Here is a 16256-nt window from a genome sequence, read left to right as displayed (position 1 = left end):
GATCATGAGCGTTCTTCATGCTCGCCCGTTTTTCAACAGGAATCCCCATGACCGTCTACTTCATCGGCGCAGGCCCCGGCGACCCGGAATTGATCACCGTCAAAGGCCAGCGGCTGATCCGCAGTTGCCCGGTGATCATCTATGCCGGCTCGCTGGTGCCTGCGGCGGTACTGGAAGGCCATCAGGCAGAAACCCTGGTCAACAGCGCCGAACTGCACCTGGAACAGATCATCGATTTGATCAAGGCTGCCCATGCAAACGGCCAGGATGTGGCGCGTGTGCATTCCGGTGATCCGAGCCTTTACGGTGCGATTGGCGAACAGATCCGCCATTTGCGCGAGCTGGGCATCCCCTTTCAGATCATCCCTGGCGTGACGGCCGTAGCCGCCTGCGCGGCGCTGCTAGAAGCAGAATTGACCCTGCCGGACATCGCCCAGAGCGTGATCCTCACCCGCTATGCCGACAAAACCAGCATGCCCGCCGGTGAGGATTTCGCCAGCCTGGCCAGGCACGGTACGACCATGGCGATTCACCTGGGGGTCAACCATCTGGAGAAAATCGTCGCTGAACTGCTGCCGCACTATGGCGCGGATTGCCCGATTGCCGTGGTGCATCGGGCGACATGGCCGGACCAGGATTGGGCGGTTGGCACCTTGAGTGATATTGCCGGGAAGGTAGCGGCCAAAGGGTTTCGGCGCACGGCGTTGATCGTGGTGGGCCGGGTGTTGGCCAGTGACAGCTTCAGTGAATCGTCGCTGTACCGGGCAGGCCACGCGCACCTTTACCGCCCCTGAGCCTATCCAGAGATCAATGCAAAACCCTGTGGGAGCCGGGCTTGCCCGCGATGGCGGTGTGTCAGGAGTACATGGGTCTGCTGATGTACCGCTATCGCAGGCAAGCCAGCTCCCACAGTTGATCTGCTTTGTTAGGTAGATAGTGCAAAACATTGAAAAACAAGCATAAAAAAACGGCGCTCACGGGGCGCCGTTTTTTTCTTCGCAGTGAACGCCTTACTCAGTAGTAGGCGTTTTCTTTCTGCGTGTGGTCGGTCACATCACGCACACCCTTGAGCTCCGGGATACGCTCCAGCAGGGTCCGCTCGATGCCTTCGCGCAGGGTCACGTCCGCTTGACCGCAACCCTGGCAGCCGCCACCGAACTTGAGCACGGCGATGCCGTCGTCCACAACGTCGATCAGGCTGACCTGGCCGCCGTGGCTGGCCAAACCTGGGTTGATCTCGGTTTGCAGGTAGTAGTTGATGCGCTCGTTTACCGGGCTGTCGGCGTTGACGTTCGGCACCTTGGCATTGGGAGCCTTGATGGTCAACTGGCCGCCCATGCGATCGGTGGCGTAGTCAACCACGGCGTCATCAAGGAAGGCTTCGCTGAAGGCGTCGATGTAGGCGGTGAAGTTTTTCAGCCCCAGCGCGGTGTCTTCAGGTTTTTCTTCGCCCGGCTTGCAGTAGGCAATGCACGTCTCGGCGTACTGGGTGCCAGGCTGGGTGATAAAGACGCGGATGCCGATACCCGGGGTGTTCTGCTTGGACAGCAGGTCAGCCAGGTAATCGTGGGCGGCGTCGGTAATGGTTATGGCAGTCATGGAAACTCCTCACAGGCTTGCCGGCAGTTTACGCCAAAATATTACGCAGGTACAAAGTCCTAGTATTTTTGTCGGGAAAGGACCGGCGGCCCATCAGGGCCAAGCCAGTGTTTAAGCCTGCGATACGTGCCTTTTTCCAGCCACTCATAGCTTAAAAATGCGCCAAACGCCGTCACCAGGAGGCAAAAAGGCAAGATCACATAGGGGTCTATGCCCGTGCGCTCAACGACCCACCGACCAGCGCACAACACCAGCACGTGGATCAAATACACCGAATAAGAGCAGTCCCCGAGCTGCTTCAAGAAGCGTAAATCCTTGAAGTAAGGCTCAAGGGTCACGCAACTGATGACCAACAACGCGCTTGGCACTCCCCACTCCAACGCACGCGGCACATCCGCCCCATGCCAAATCGCCACCAATGCAATCACGATGCCCAGCACAGGCAGCCATGGCTTGGCCTGGCAAAGGCCGCGGCGATACAGTATGCCAATCACAATGCCCATCAGAAACTCAAAGACCATGTCATTACTGTAGAAGCCATCCGCGAAGCCCAGGGCAGGCGTGATGATGTAACACACGAGATACAGCAGCACTGCCACCACCCACAATCGATATGACCCTCGCACCGACAAGGCAACGGCGAACAGCAAATAAAACAGCATCTCGAAGTTCAGGGTCCACCCCACATCCAGCAACGGATAGACGCCGTAGCCCGCCGGATTCTGGGCAGGGACAAACAGCATCGACAGGAGTATATGACTCGCTTCGAGCTGAACCTCTGGAATGAACGAGGGCACCGCCGCCACCAGAAGCGCCATGAGCAGGGTGTAGAACCAATACGCCGGGGCGATGCGCGCCACGCGCATAAGCATGAAGCGCCAAGGTGTCAGGGGTTTGTCTGCGGTGGCGAGGAAAATCACCAGGCCACTGATGACAAAGAATACATCCACCCCAATGCCGCCTTTGTCGGCGAACAGATACGCCAGCGGCGCATCCACCTCAAAGTTGAAGAACAACTGCACGAAGTGATGCCCTACCACAAACCACGCCGCCAAGGCCCGAAGCGCCTGCACTGAAATCAACATCATCGGCTTACCTTTTCCAAGTCCCGCGAGGTAGATGTCCGACTGCTTCAGCGCCCTCTTAGAGAGACGACCGGATCACGTGCACAGTTATAGGTTCTCGTAGCGGTTCATGTCCAACACGCCCTCTTCCACCGGCGTGGTCTCGCGGATGTACTGCGATAAGTCGTGGAAGTACTGCCAGAACAACGGATGACTGCGGCGCACGCCCCAGCGATCGACGATCTTCTCAAAGCGCTTGGCATCCTTGGCCCGCTCCATTTCAGCAACGAACTCAGGTACGTCCTGCGCCGGTAGGTTGAACATGAAGTTCGGGTAGCTGCTCAGCACGCCGGGATAGATAGTCACCGTGTCCAGACCTGGCTGATAGCGATAGGCCTCACCCAGCAAGAACGCCACGTTACTGTGGGCGCGGTTGCGCAGCATGCTGTAGACCACACGTTTGCCGTTGGCGGTTTCGACCCGCAGCATCGTCGCTTCGGGCAGTTGGTCGATGACCTTGAGGCCCGCCGCCGGGCGCGACGTCAGGCGGCTCAGCGCTTGCTCGGCGTCTTGCAATGCCGGGTCGATGCCATCACGCGAACAGAAGGCGCCTGTGCAGCGGTTGATCGGGTCCGGGCTGGCGTCGAGGTCGCCGTAGCGGGCTAGCAACTGGTTGGCGAAGTCGCGTTTCGGGTCCTTGGCGTCCAGGTGCAGGCCGGTGGGCTTGTCGTCGTCAATGGCTTCGTAGTCCAGCCACAGCTTGATCTTGCCGCTGTTCTGATACCAGTCGTCGAGGAAATCATCGCGAGAGTTTGCTGGCATCAGCCGCAAGAAATTCTGCTCGGCACCGTTGCGGATCAGGTCGAAATACAACCGCGTCTGGGCCTGGTGCGAGACGTTGCCGAACACATCGAAATTCACCGCCAACTGATAATAGGTGCGCTCCAGCAGCGGGTAGTCGAACAGCCACATCGTTTGCGGGACTTCGCCGATCAAGCCCTTGTTCACCGAGGCGCTGTCAAAGTGGCGGAAGATGCTCAGCAACGCGTTGTCATTGCCGGCCCACAGGCTCGACCAGCTGGGCGGCGGCAGATCAGCGTAGCTGTCGCGGCGCAAGGCCTCGTATTCGTTGCGCTTGTCACGGTAGGCCAGCCACAGGCTCAACACACTGCCCACATCATCGTTCTGCCCCGGCATGGCCAGCAAGGGCGTGGCCTGGCCGCGATAACGCGCATCGGTGATGTAGAGGTCGTGGTCGGGGTCCTGGAACAGGGTCCAGAAGTTGTCACGGATCACATCCGTGGCGATCTGCCCACGGCACACCGGCCCGCGAATAAAGGTGCGCACGAAGTATTCGGCGTTATCCAGCATGAACTGGTAACGCGCCTTGGCCGGGATCGCTTCAAAGGTTTCGAACGGGTTGGCGCGACGGCCCGGGCCATAACCCGGCAAGGCGTTGACTTGCCAGTTGCCGGCGTAGAACAGTTCTTTGATTCGCGCCATTTTCTCGGCACTGAACGGGTAGGTGATGTGGGTTTTATGCACGATCACGCCCTGCACCGGCCACAGGCGGTAATACACGCGGGTGCCCGGGTCATCATTCGGGCGGCGGGTGGCGATCAGGTCGATCGGCTGGCCACTGGGCGTACGCGAACGCACCCATTGGAAGAAATGCCCCGGTTCGCCGTTTTCAAAGTAGATGTGCGCCAGGAACAGGTGCTCGAACAACCAGCGCGCCACCAGGCTTTCCCGGGCGCCGGGCTGGTTGAGCAGGTTTTCCCACTGCTGCACTTGCAGGGCTTCCTTGGCACTGGGGGCCAGGCCTTGTTCGTCAATCGGCGCGCCGGACGCGAGCCAGCGTTGCAACGTTTGATATTGCTGGTCGGTCAGGCCGGTGACGGCCAACGGCATGCCTTCCCTGGGATGGGCACCGGCGTAGGTGTTGAACTCGCCGGGCGTGGCGCACATGTTTTCGCGATTGAGCCCCAGCACGATCTCTTCGGGTAACTTGGCATTGGGTTGCAGCGGCGCGCTGTGGCCCAACTCCAGCATGCGCGCCATCAGCGCCGCCTGGCTGCCCTGGGCGTCCAGCACGGAGTAGAAGCCCTTCTGTTGCCAGGCTTGTTTGCCAAAGGCGTCGTAGAACAGGCGCGTCGTCGGCGTGGCCTGGCTGCGCTCACCGTCGTACACCGGCATTTTGCTCGCGCCACGGGCCGCGCCCTCGGCACTGCCCAGGTTGAGCTGGCACGCGGAGTCGTAGCAGGCGTGGCACGCCACACACTTCTCGGTGAAGATCGGCTGCACATCGCGAGTGTAGGAAATCGCCGGGGCGGGAGCTGCGGCCTGGGCGGTGCTGGCGATCAAGGCCAGGACGGCGCTGACGATAAGACGAAATGACATGTACCCGGTCCCGATTCAATGCGTGCGCTGAAAATTTGCCGGTGATTCTACCGGGCCACACCCCCGAGCAACATGAACGATATTCATGCAAAACCTGCACATGCTCTAAATCGGCACAGGTTTGCTATGATTCACGCCCTCCGTAATGCCTGACCTAGAGTAGTCCCATGTCCGATCGTAGCGTTCGTCTGCAAGCCCTTCATCAAGCCCTCAAGGAACGTATCCTGATCCTCGACGGTGGTATGGGCACGATGATCCAGAGCTACAAACTGGAAGAAGAAGACTACCGTGGCAAACGCTTCGCCGACTGGCCAAGCGACGTCAAGGGTAACAACGACCTGTTGGTACTCACCCGTCCCGACGTGATCGGTGGCATCGAAAAAGCCTACCTGGATGCCGGCGCCGACATCCTTGAAACCAACACCTTCAACGCCACGCGCATCTCCATGGCCGACTACGGCATGGAAGAACTGGCCTTTGAGCTAAACGTAGAAGGCGCACGCCTGGCACGCAAGATCGCCGACGCCAAGACGCTGGAAAACCCGGACAAGCCGCGCTTCGTCGCCGGCGTGCTCGGCCCGACCAGCCGCACCTGCTCGCTGTCGCCAGACGTGAACAACCCCGGCTACCGCAACGTGACCTTCGATGAATTGGTGGAAAACTACACCGAGGCCACCAAAGGCCTGATCGAAGGCGGCGCCGACCTGATCCTGATCGAAACCATCTTCGACACCCTGAACGCCAAGGCGGCGATCTTCGCCGTGCAGGGCGTGTTCGAAGAGCTGGCTATCGAACTGCCGATCATGATCTCCGGCACCATCACCGACGCCTCCGGCCGTACCCTGTCGGGCCAGACCACCGAAGCGTTCTGGAACTCCGTCGCCCACGCCAAGCCGATTTCCGTGGGCCTGAACTGCGCCCTGGGCGCCAGCGAGCTGCGTCCGTACCTGGAAGAGTTGTCGAACAAAGCCAACACCCATGTGTCGGCGCACCCGAACGCCGGCCTGCCCAACGAATTCGGCGAGTACGACGAACTGCCGTCGGAAACCGCCAAGGTCATCGAAGAATTCGCCCAGAGCGGCTTCCTCAATATCGTCGGCGGCTGCTGCGGTACTACTCCAGGCCACATCGAGGCCATCGCCAAGGCCGTGGCCGGTTATGCGCCGCGCCCAATCCCGGATATTCCAAAGGCCTGCCGCCTGTCGGGCCTGGAGCCGTTCACCATTGATCGCAGCTCGTTGTTCGTCAACGTCGGCGAGCGCACCAACATCACCGGTTCTGCGCGCTTCGCCCGGCTGATCCGTGAAGACAATTACACCGAAGCCCTCGAAGTCGCCCTGCAGCAGGTGGAAGCCGGCGCCCAGGTGATCGACATCAACATGGACGAAGGCATGCTGGATTCGAAGAAGGCCATGGTGACCTTCCTCAATCTGATCGCCGGCGAGCCGGATATCTCCCGCGTGCCGATCATGATCGACTCCTCCAAGTGGGAAGTGATCGAAGCTGGCCTGAAGTGCATCCAGGGCAAGGGCATCGTCAACTCCATCAGCATGAAAGAAGGCGTCGAGCAGTTCATTCACCACGCCAAGCTATGCAAGCGCTATGGCGCGGCAGTGGTGGTGATGGCCTTCGACGAAGCCGGCCAGGCCGACACCGAAGCGCGCAAGAAAGAGATCTGCAAGCGCTCCTACGACATCCTGGTGAATGAAGTGGGCTTCCCGCCGGAAGACATCATCTTCGACCCGAACATCTTTGCGGTCGCCACCGGCATCGAGGAGCACAACAACTACGCCGTCGATTTCATCAACGCCTGCGCCTATATTCGCGACGAACTGCCGTATGCGCTGACCTCCGGTGGCGTGTCCAACGTGTCGTTCTCGTTCCGGGGCAACAACCCGGTGCGTGAGGCGATCCACTCGGTGTTCCTGCTGCATGCGATCCGTAATGGCCTGACCATGGGCATCGTCAACGCCGGCCAACTGGAGATCTACGACCAGATTCCGGCCGAGCTGCGTGACGCCGTGGAAGACGTGGTGCTCAACCGCACCCCGGAAGGCACCGACGCCCTCCTCGCCATCGCCGACAAGTACAAGGGCGACGGCAGCGTAAAAGAAGCCGAGACCGAGGAATGGCGCGGCTGGGAAGTCAACAAGCGCCTGGAGCACGCGCTGGTCAAAGGCATCACCACCCATATCGTCGAAGACACCGAGGAATCGCGGCAGTCATTCGCGCGCCCGATCGAAGTGATCGAAGGGCCGCTGATGTCCGGCATGAACATCGTCGGCGACCTGTTTGGCGCCGGCAAAATGTTCCTGCCCCAAGTGGTGAAATCTGCCCGCGTGATGAAGCAGGCCGTGGCCCACTTGATCCCCTTCATCGAGCTGGAAAAAGGCGACAAGCCCGAGGCCAAGGGCAAGATCCTGATGGCCACCGTGAAGGGCGACGTGCATGACATCGGCAAGAACATCGTCGGCGTGGTGCTGGGTTGCAACGGCTATGACATCGTCGACCTGGGCGTGATGGTGCCGGCGGAGAAAATCCTGCAGGTGGCCAAGGAACAGAAGTGCGACATTATCGGGCTGTCGGGCCTGATCACGCCGTCCCTGGACGAGATGGTCCACGTGGCCCGCGAGATGCAGCGCCAGGACTTCCACCTGCCGCTGATGATCGGCGGCGCGACCACCTCCAAGGCCCACACGGCGGTGAAGATCGAACCCAAGTACAGCAACGACGCGGTGATCTACGTGACCGACGCCTCCCGCGCGGTGGGCGTGGCCACGCAGTTGCTGTCCAAGGAATTGAAGGCCGGTTTTGTCGAGAAAACCCGCCTGGACTACATCGACGTGCGTGAGCGCACCTCCAACCGCAGCGCCCGCACCGAGCGCCTGAGCTACCCGGCAGCCATCGCCAAGAAGCCGCAGTTCGACTGGAGCACCTACACCCCGGTGGTGCCGACCTTCACCGGCGCCAAGGTGTTGGACAACATCGACCTCAAGGTGCTGGCCGAGTACATCGACTGGACACCGTTCTTTATCTCCTGGGATCTGGCCGGCAAGTTCCCACGCATCCTTACCGATGAAATAGTGGGCGAAGCCGCCACCGCGCTGTACGCCGATGCCCAGGAAATGCTCGCCAAGCTGATCGACGAAAAGCTCATCAGCGCCCGCGCGGTATTCGGCTTCTGGCCAGCCAACCAGGTGAAGGACGATGACCTGGAAGTCTATGGCGATGATGGCCAGCCGCTGGCGACCTTGCATCACCTGCGCCAGCAGATCATCAAGACCGACGGCAAGCCGAACTTCTCCCTGGCCGACTTCGTTGCGCCCAAAGACAGCGGCGTGACCGACTACGTGGGTGGTTTTATCACCACCGCCGGCATCGGCGCCGAGGAAGTGGCCAAGGCCTATCAAGACGCGGGCGACGATTACAACTCGATCATGGTCAAGGCCCTGGCCGACCGCCTGGCCGAAGCCTGTGCCGAGTGGCTGCACCAACAAGTGCGTAAAGACTACTGGGGTTACGCCAAGGACGAGCAACTGGACAACGAGGCGCTGATCAAGGAGCAATACAGCGGCATCCGCCCTGCCCCGGGCTACCCGGCGTGCCCGGATCACACCGAGAAAGGCACCTTGTTCCAGCTGCTCGATCCCGAAGCCCGCGAGATGGAAGCCGGCCGCAGCGGCGTGTTCCTCACCGAGCACTACGCGATGTTCCCGGCGGCGGCGGTCAGCGGCTGGTACTTCGCCCACCCGCAGGCGCAGTATTTTGCCGTAGGCAAGATCGACAAGGATCAAGTGACCAGCTACACCTCGCGCAAAGGCCAGGACCTGGCCGTGACCGAGCGCTGGCTGGCGCCGAACCTGGGTTACGACAACTGACTGCCCGACTGATGAGTGTGCTCTTGTAGTGAACTGATCAGCCAGGCTGGATAAAACCTCATCGCTCGGTCACGGCATTGAATCGCCATGACCGAGTGTGGGATAAAACGGCTGTTCGGTTAATCCGCCAGGGCGGCGATTTCCTGCTCGGACAGCCTGTTGACCAAGGCCTCCAGCTCAATCTTGTGAGCGTCAGACAACGCGTTGTACCGTTCTAGATACGCTGGGTTCATTTCGGGAAACGTTTCATCCAATTGCTCGACTTTATCGTCGAGAGTCTTTTGCACTTCAGCAAACTCATGCGGATATTTCTCCTGCAAGTAATCTTTCCAGGGCCTGCGTGCAGTCAGTTGCTCGACGAATGCCGGTGTCTGTTCCTGCTCCAGGACACGCGCACAGGCCGCGTCTAAATCAGCTTGCGTCAGTCCAGCCAAGGGTCTGTAGAGCATGTTCTCAGGTTGTGGCGGAAGGCCCAGTCGTGTAGCCAACTCGACTCGATAGGCCAGGCGAATTTCCGCAGGGTCAATCCACGGGTTGCGCCGTATACGTTCGCCGGCAATTGTTTCCAACTGGGCCAGGCGAAACAGACTCCTGGACAGCTTCAACAGTGCGCGCCCCCGCTGAGAGGGTTGAATATCTTTTAATGCATTGAATTCATAGACCTCGACCTCCAGGGCATTGAACAACAGAATACGGCCGTCTCCACAGGTAGCGGTGTGCCTTGAGGCCCGGGCAATACCCATCAACCGCTCTCGCAACGCTTCATCGGCACTCGCCGCCTCCAGCACCGCCCAAACCCGCGCGGCAAGGCGGGAGCGGCTGCGGCTAAAGTCCCCTGTATTGCGCAGTTGCGACACGATGAAGGCAAAATCACCGGTGCTGTCGTCGGCCATCACGATGTCCCACATCCGGTGTTTCTCCGAGTCTGCGGGGACGCCTTCAAACCAGCGGTCTTTTTGCTGCTGCGCGGACTCCTGCTCAGGATGAGCATGCGCGCCCTCTTGCTCAAATGGCTCGTCACCATAGCCCGCCATGACACGTTCAATCTCCTCGGCGGTAAAGCCTAAACCTCGCCCGGTTCGACGCAGGTACTCCCGGAGTCTGATGCACTCCTCATGCAGCAGCAGGTTGTCGGACAGATCGACGCCTGCCATCAAGGCGGCGTGCTCCGGCTCGAGGGCATTCAGAGGAATTGTCTCGATCTGATTGTTCCTCAACGCAAGGGAGGTCAACGCAGGCGCTTGCAGCACACCCCCAGGCCATTGCGACAAGCCGCTGTCACTCAAGTCCAGGCGTTGCAAGTGATCAAGGCCGGTCATGTCAAATGTGCCCAGGTGATTCCTCCCCAGGTCCAGCGATTGCAAGCGAGGCAAAGTACGCAGTTGGTTTTGCAAGGTTTCGCTGTCCCACAACGCATTGTCATTGAGCATCAAGTGGGTCAGTTCGGCACGGTTCATTATGTTGTCGGGCAGCACACCCAACCTGTTGCCGTTGAGGTTCAAGCTGTTCAACCGTGGGAATGCACCCAGAAACTGCTGCGACGCGGTGGTGAGCCGCACACCACTCAAGTCCAATCCACCTACATGGGAAAAAGTAACAGGCAGGTCCGGCAGATCACCGAGGATCAGACCGCTCAAATCAACGTGATAGTCGCTGCCGGCGCCTTCTTGCCCGGGTGCTCCACGCAGTGTTTCCCGCCAACATGCCAGCAGTCGATCAGCCGCCCGGCGCCGGTCAGTCGCGTTTACCCATTCATCACGGTTACGCGTGGCAGGCACATCAATCCAGCTATTAAAACGCTGGATCAACTGGCTATGTTGCTCTTCCCACTGCTGCAAGGTCTTTTCAATCTGCGCGGCACCTACGTCCTGTGCAAGCCAGGCGTCTATCCGCGTACGGGCCTGGCCCACACTCAATTGCGAATCAAGGCGGTGGAGCCGCTCGGCCGAGGTCAGGGACGCCCGCGTGGACGCCGTAGTCAAAGGCAACGGCAACAAGAGGTCCGGTCGTTCGGAAACCTCTACGGGGAAGAACATGGGGTCACCTCCCGTGCGACCTTCGGCCAGCACCGCCCGGTCAATGCCCAGTGGCCGGCGGAACATGGTCGCATAAGGTGTTCCTGGCTGCGTGCTACGCGCGAAAGCCTGCACCCTGGCCATGCCCTCCGGGCTTAGCCTGCAAGCGCGTAACGAAGTGCCTGCCAACAAGACCTCGTGCCCCGTCAGCGCAGCGACGGGAATGTCGGTGATAGCGCTTGCACTCATATTCAGGAAGCCCAGCCTCGGCAATGTCAGCACACCCTCGGGCCATGCGCTGATCTGGGTGCTACTCAGGTCCAAAGACACGAGATCGCTCAGTGAACTCACGTCCAGGCGGCCGACGCGATTTCTCGACAGGTCCAACCTCTGCACAGAAGTCAGGCGGTTCAAGCGTGCCTGAGTCGTGGCAGTGATCGTCAGCACGTTATCGGACAGATTCAGCTCAGTGAGCTGTCCGACTGCCTCGATGGACGACGGTAATTCGGTTAGACGGTTTCCGCTCAAATTCAGCTCATTGAGTTGAGAAAAATGGCCCAGAAAATCGTCCAGTTGCGTGGCCGTCAACCTTGCGCCTGACAAATTCAAGCGGCGTATGTGAGGGAAGACGGCATTCCCCAACGCTGGCAAATCTCCCGGCGCCCCCTCATCAAAGGACAGCGTCTCGACCGCTCGTTGGTCACGAGCCGGGAAGGAGGCCGTCACGGATTCTTCTGGCGCATAGCGGTCAGCCAGGGCGTTGCGCCAACAGGTGCGAATTCTGTTAGCCAGCACCGTCCGGGAGCTCAAAGACATTCGCTCGCCTTCGACCAGCGCACCTTCGCGGCCCTGCCACTGCTCCAGCGTTGCATTCAAAGTGCGGTACTCGTCCTGCACGACCTCGACCGCTTCCAACAATGCCCGACCGGCCAGGCCTTCTCGTGTGAGCGCCGCCACGGCGCGATTCGCCGCCCCGTAATCCTGCTGCGGCAGCATTTCTTGAAGACGCGCCCGACAGTACACCTCTACCATCACAGGTTCGTTTACCAGATGGGCGGGGTTTTCGTACACATAGTCAAACGCCCTCATGAACGACTCGCGCTCCAACGCCCCCCAGTTCACCCCCAACCGGCGCCACAGCGCTTCGTGCCCGTCGAACAGTGCGTCGGGGAGTGTGCGAAGCTCAAGACCGGTGAGATTCAAGGACTCCAAGCTTTCAAGCGTCAGAATCCCGGTCGGCCACTCGCCCTGCACGCCAGATAGAGCCAGGGTGCGAAGACGGGTGAATGCACTGTAATCCAGCACCGGCGGCCGGCCGGCGAAACTCAAGGACTCAAGCTGGGTCATGCCCAGCAGGGTCTGGGTCAATGCCGGTGAAGCGCCCACGTCCCGGGGCAGGCCAAGGTGCAGCTCGGTGATAGAGTTCCAACCAGCCAGTTCGCCGGCCAAAGCCGGCATGTCTGCGCTATGGACAGAAATTCTGATCCCTCTTAGATGCCTGAACGCTTGCCGCAAGGCGCCATCGTTGATCTGGGAGCTGTCTATCTCCAGTGTTCGCACATGAGAAAAGTCCCCGGCCAACGTCGGCAGAGGGTCCGCGCCCCGCAGGTCCAGCCACCACACCCCCTCAATCTCGCCCAGATCGCGATTCATCCCAGCTCTCCAACTGGTGATAATCCGATTCATGACGTTCTGTCGGCCAGGCACGAATGGCAACTGTGGCGCCGGGGCGCCACCTTGGACCCAGGTAGCCAGCGCCGAACGCAGGCCCTCAAACTCCCTGCCCCGGATTTCCAGCAGATGATAAATCTGCTGGGCCGTGTTCCCTGCGGTCCGACGCACTTGTACAAATTCCAACGCCTGTGCTTCAGTCAGGTTTGAATAAACATCGCCCACCCGCACGGCTAATGATTCATTGGCCATATCTTGCGCACTGCTCCCCTCCCCGCTCAACGGATACCCGATTTGTCGATCTTTCATGAAAGTCCGGGCCTTGGATCGCGAAGGTTTCCACTCAGGCACTAACGCTTGCATCATCAGCTCGCGGTTTGCCGTCGCATAGTCGCGAACCAACCCCTCCAACTCAGCTGTTTGCCCCACCTGCGGCACGCCCAGCTGCGTACGGGCATGATCCGGTAACGCATGCATGATCGAGGCGAAGAAGTTATCCCCTTGAACGGGAACGCTGTTCAGGGCATTGTCCTGCTGATCGAAAGCTTGGAACTGCTGGCTACCGTATTGGTGGTAAGTGTCTTTAACAACCAGGTATTTGACCTCCGCGGCCGACTCGCTGCCGATACTGTCCAGCAACCTGCCACGCCTGTTCCCCTGGCGGACCTCCAAGCGCAGCTCCTGTGGCCAACCCGGTAGTTTTTCCAGCGTGTACAAGGCTACGCGCTGACTATCTGACGACATCGCGCTGGGTAAATGCAGGCCCATCAATGCCCGATTCAAACGCGCCAGCCGCGCGCGAGTGCGCGCATTGAGCAGCAGTGTGGCGGGAGGTGTTGCAGGCCGAGCCATTTGCGGCTGTTCGGCCGGCGTTGCCTCGGCCAACACCTCGTAGGCGGCTTCAGTCGGCAAGCTGGGGAAAACCCGCTGCAACGCTTGCGTGTCAGCGGTCTGTGGAGCGGACAGCCGCTCGCCCTCAAGCATGCTGTCAAATAGTGATGTGCTGTTTGCCGTCAGATGGTCTGCCAGTTGCTGTCGGAAAACGGCCTCACGCTCGGTCGCAACCCGTGCACCCTGTGTACCGAGCAGGCTGATGATTTCCTCCTCCTCAAGGTTTGCCAACGCCCGTTCCGCCAACCTCCCAGAAGAGACATCCCCCCGAGATAGCTTGATCACTGGCTTGGGCGGCGTTGATGTCTGGCCATAGCGCGTCGATGGCCCTGCAAAGTTCGCATCATCGAACACGTCGATCACCCGGCCAAGCGGCCAGCGGGGCATATTGATCACTTCCGGCAGTGTGTAGTTGTAGCGATTGTCCGGCACTGGGGTACCGAGACGCACCTGCTCAAGCATGTCAGTGAGTTGGCGGTCGACTTTAAACTGGCGCAGCGTGTCGACCAGGGCCGATGGCATGGGCAGGGAATCGGTGTGCATACGGCGCAACTCAGCGTCGTCCACGCCGCTGACCTTGACGGCGTTTTCCAATGCCGCGTCATCCAACCCCTCGGTGGCGTGCCCCAGGCGTTTGAGCAACGTCGCACGGTCCCACTGCAAGGGCCGCTCCAGCGTGTGTCGCCAAGCACCATGCCCGTTATGCCGCAAAATCGGCTCGTAGGTATCTATCGCGTAAGGGTGCTTGATCCTCCAATGGTTGGCCGCTGGGTCGAAGATCGTTTCGTAGGTATTGCCATCCAGCGCAATGTAAGTCTTGCGAGCTAACTCATACTGCCCCAGCTTATTGGGCGTTAGGCCCTTGAGCGACACACTGCTCTTATAGGCCGCAAGGTCCGGATGCCACAAACGCAGCTTGCCGAACGGCGATTTCACCCGGGACATCCCATTGACGAACCTCGACGGCAAGATCGCCGGCGCCTTGCCGGCCACGGCCCCCAGCACCGCCATGAACGCGACGTTCTGCATGATCGAGAACAGGTGCGCCCAGGCCTCATCACTGTCACCGACGCTCCACGCTTCAATCCCTTGATAAACCTCGTAGCCGAGTTGAACGGCGGTGACCACCATCATCACCTCACCCAACCCCGGCACGAAGAACGCCGCGACGTTGAGCACATTCAACCCCCATTCGGCCCAGTGTTTGAGGCGACTGATCCAGGCATCGTGATCAACCTGCGCCGTGGGTACCGCCAGCAGTTTCGCGTTGGATTTGACCCGCGCAAGGTGCTTTTCGTAGAGATGGCCAAACACTTCGGCGTCTATGAATGACTCTTTGGCATGCAGTTTGACATTGTCGTTCCAGACTGACTCGTAGATACCGTTCCTGAAGGCACCGGGGTTGACGTTGCTGTTCGGGGGTTTGGCGTCTGGGTTCCATTTTAAGACTTGCATCTGGGGTTTGAGCCGCGCCATAAATCTCGGTGCTTCATCCTGAGGCAAGAGACCGGCAAAAAAGCGTTGATAGTCAGGTGAGCGCAGGTTGACCGCCAACTGTGTGAGAAATACCCCGAGCGAGCGATATTCCTTGACCGGCTCCAGGGGGTCGCCCGGGATGCACACGATAATGCGACTCTGGACGAGCAAAGACTCGTACTCGCGGGCTCTGGGAGGACCAAAAGCCGTGTTTACCTGCCGCTTGCGCGCGGCAGTGCTGATAATCACCACGTCGCTCACGTCCGAACCCAGCAGGTTCAATTGACTGTAAGCCACTGGCCAGCCGTACAGCATTGGCGCGGGGGAGCCATCCAGTATTGCGAGCAGCGTTGTGTGAGTTTCTTCGCTGATTGCGGCGTGCATCCTGGCGATATGGGCCTGCACCCGCAACGTATCCTTGTTGGTATCAATAGTTTGCTGTCGCACCTGTGCAGCGGTGGCGGGTGTTTCATACACCGCACTCAGGTGAGCCTGGTACTGCGCGCCCAGATCCAACTGGCGGCACAGGTTGGCGAACGCCCCAGGCTTGATCGCCAGCTTGTCACGCAGGTGGTAGCGTACGCTCAACCTCGAATATTTCTCATCGCTGGAAAAGACCTCCTCCAGCGATCCTGTTGGCGCCAGCGCACTGGTTTCCCCGCCAACGACGTCATCAAAAGACTCATCAGCCTCGAAATTACGCAATGCCGCTTGCAACAACGTTTGCTTATCCGCACGTTGGCGCGCACGCAGATGGAAAATCATCGTCTTGTTGACGTCGGGTGCCAGGGCGAACTGCTTGCGCAGGGCTTCGAGCAGAAGCGGCTCGCCAAACTCAGTGATACCTTTGAAATCCTTCAGCGTCTTGGCCAATGCTTCGCTTGAAGCCTTGCGCCGCGCAACGCTGTCGGTCAACGCCTGACGCAGTTGCAGGCTGGCGGCGGCGAACTTCTCGGGGAAAGCCTGCTTGAATTGCTGCACCGGGTCACGGGCGCGATGCAACGCCTGGATATCGGGTGCCGCCAGATGTTTGATCCATCCAGGCAGATTGGCTTTGATGAAAGGAGCATGAAATGAAGGGGTGGGCATGTTGCAGCTTCCTGATGCGTCATTAAGAAACATCAGAAAATCACGCCAGGGGCGCCTCTAAGCGGTGCATGGTTGTGGCCCGGGAGGTGGCCAGACGATGTTCCAACCGCTTCAGCTCACGCGTTTATCTATGTACATCGGTTCATCGCGCCAACCGAATACCGTCAGTGGTT

Annotated in this window: 6 protein-coding genes; 2 read left to right on the top strand and 4 right to left on the bottom strand. The window is 59.8% G+C overall.

All coding sequences use genetic code 11. From position 1 onward, the window contains the following. Window positions 1-47: 47 nt before the first annotated feature. A complete protein-coding gene (cobM, locus tag ACZRMO_RS23400; protein ID WP_463974339.1) occupies window positions 48-794 on the top strand; it encodes a precorrin-4 C(11)-methyltransferase in 747 nt (248 codons plus the stop codon). A gap of 220 nt (window positions 795-1014) precedes the next feature. Here cobM and nfuA read toward each other — a convergent pair whose 3' ends face one another. From nfuA to ACZRMO_RS23385, 3 genes are all read right to left on the bottom strand, one after another. Then, the gene (nfuA, locus tag ACZRMO_RS23395; RefSeq protein WP_463974338.1) at window positions 1015-1599 is read right to left on the bottom strand and encodes a Fe-S biogenesis protein NfuA; all 585 of its coding nucleotides are present in this window, start codon (window positions 1597-1599) and stop codon (window positions 1015-1017) included. Window positions 1600-1658: 59 nt separating this feature from the next. Beyond that, window positions 1659-2684, bottom strand: a complete 1026-nt coding sequence (locus ACZRMO_RS23390; RefSeq protein WP_463974373.1) for an acyltransferase family protein — start codon at window positions 2682-2684, stop codon at window positions 1659-1661. Window positions 2685-2771: 87 nt separating this feature from the next. After that, a complete protein-coding gene (locus tag ACZRMO_RS23385) occupies window positions 2772-5063 on the bottom strand; it encodes a fatty acid cis/trans isomerase (protein ID WP_463974337.1) in 2292 nt (763 codons plus the stop codon). Window positions 5064-5230: 167 nt separating this feature from the next. Here ACZRMO_RS23385 and metH point away from each other — a divergent pair, with 167 nt between their 5' ends. After that, complete coding sequence (gene metH, locus ACZRMO_RS23380) at window positions 5231-8941, top strand: methionine synthase (protein ID WP_463974336.1); 3711 nt, start codon at window positions 5231-5233, stop codon at window positions 8939-8941. Window positions 8942-9060: 119 nt separating this feature from the next. Here metH and ACZRMO_RS23375 read toward each other — a convergent pair whose 3' ends face one another. After that, window positions 9061-16083, bottom strand: a complete 7023-nt coding sequence (locus tag ACZRMO_RS23375) for an NEL-type E3 ubiquitin ligase domain-containing protein (protein WP_463974335.1) — start codon at window positions 16081-16083, stop codon at window positions 9061-9063. Window positions 16084-16256: the final 173 nt, after the last annotated feature.

The organism is Pseudomonas sp. B611 (genome assembly GCF_055407965.1).
The sequence above is the reverse complement of the archived record's forward strand: the minus strand, read 5'-3'. Positions and strand labels throughout refer to the sequence as shown.

Bases quoted from the DNA above. Each gene is read 5' to 3' on its own strand.
- ACZRMO_RS23375 (WP_463974335.1), bottom strand. From the start codon at position 16,083: ATGCCCACCCCTTCATTTCATGCTCCTTTCATCAAAGCCAATCTGCCT.
- nfuA (WP_463974338.1), bottom strand. From the start codon at position 1,599: ATGACTGCCATAACCATTACCGACGCCGCCCACGATTACCTGGCTGAC.
- metH (WP_463974336.1), top strand. From the start codon at position 5,231: ATGTCCGATCGTAGCGTTCGTCTGCAAGCCCTTCATCAAGCCCTCAAG.
- ACZRMO_RS23390 (WP_463974373.1), bottom strand. From the start codon at position 2,684: ATGTTGATTTCAGTGCAGGCGCTTCGGGCCTTGGCGGCGTGGTTTGTG.
- cobM (WP_463974339.1), top strand. From the start codon at position 48: ATGACCGTCTACTTCATCGGCGCAGGCCCCGGCGACCCGGAATTGATC.
- ACZRMO_RS23385 (WP_463974337.1), bottom strand. From the start codon at position 5,063: ATGTCATTTCGTCTTATCGTCAGCGCCGTCCTGGCCTTGATCGCCAGC.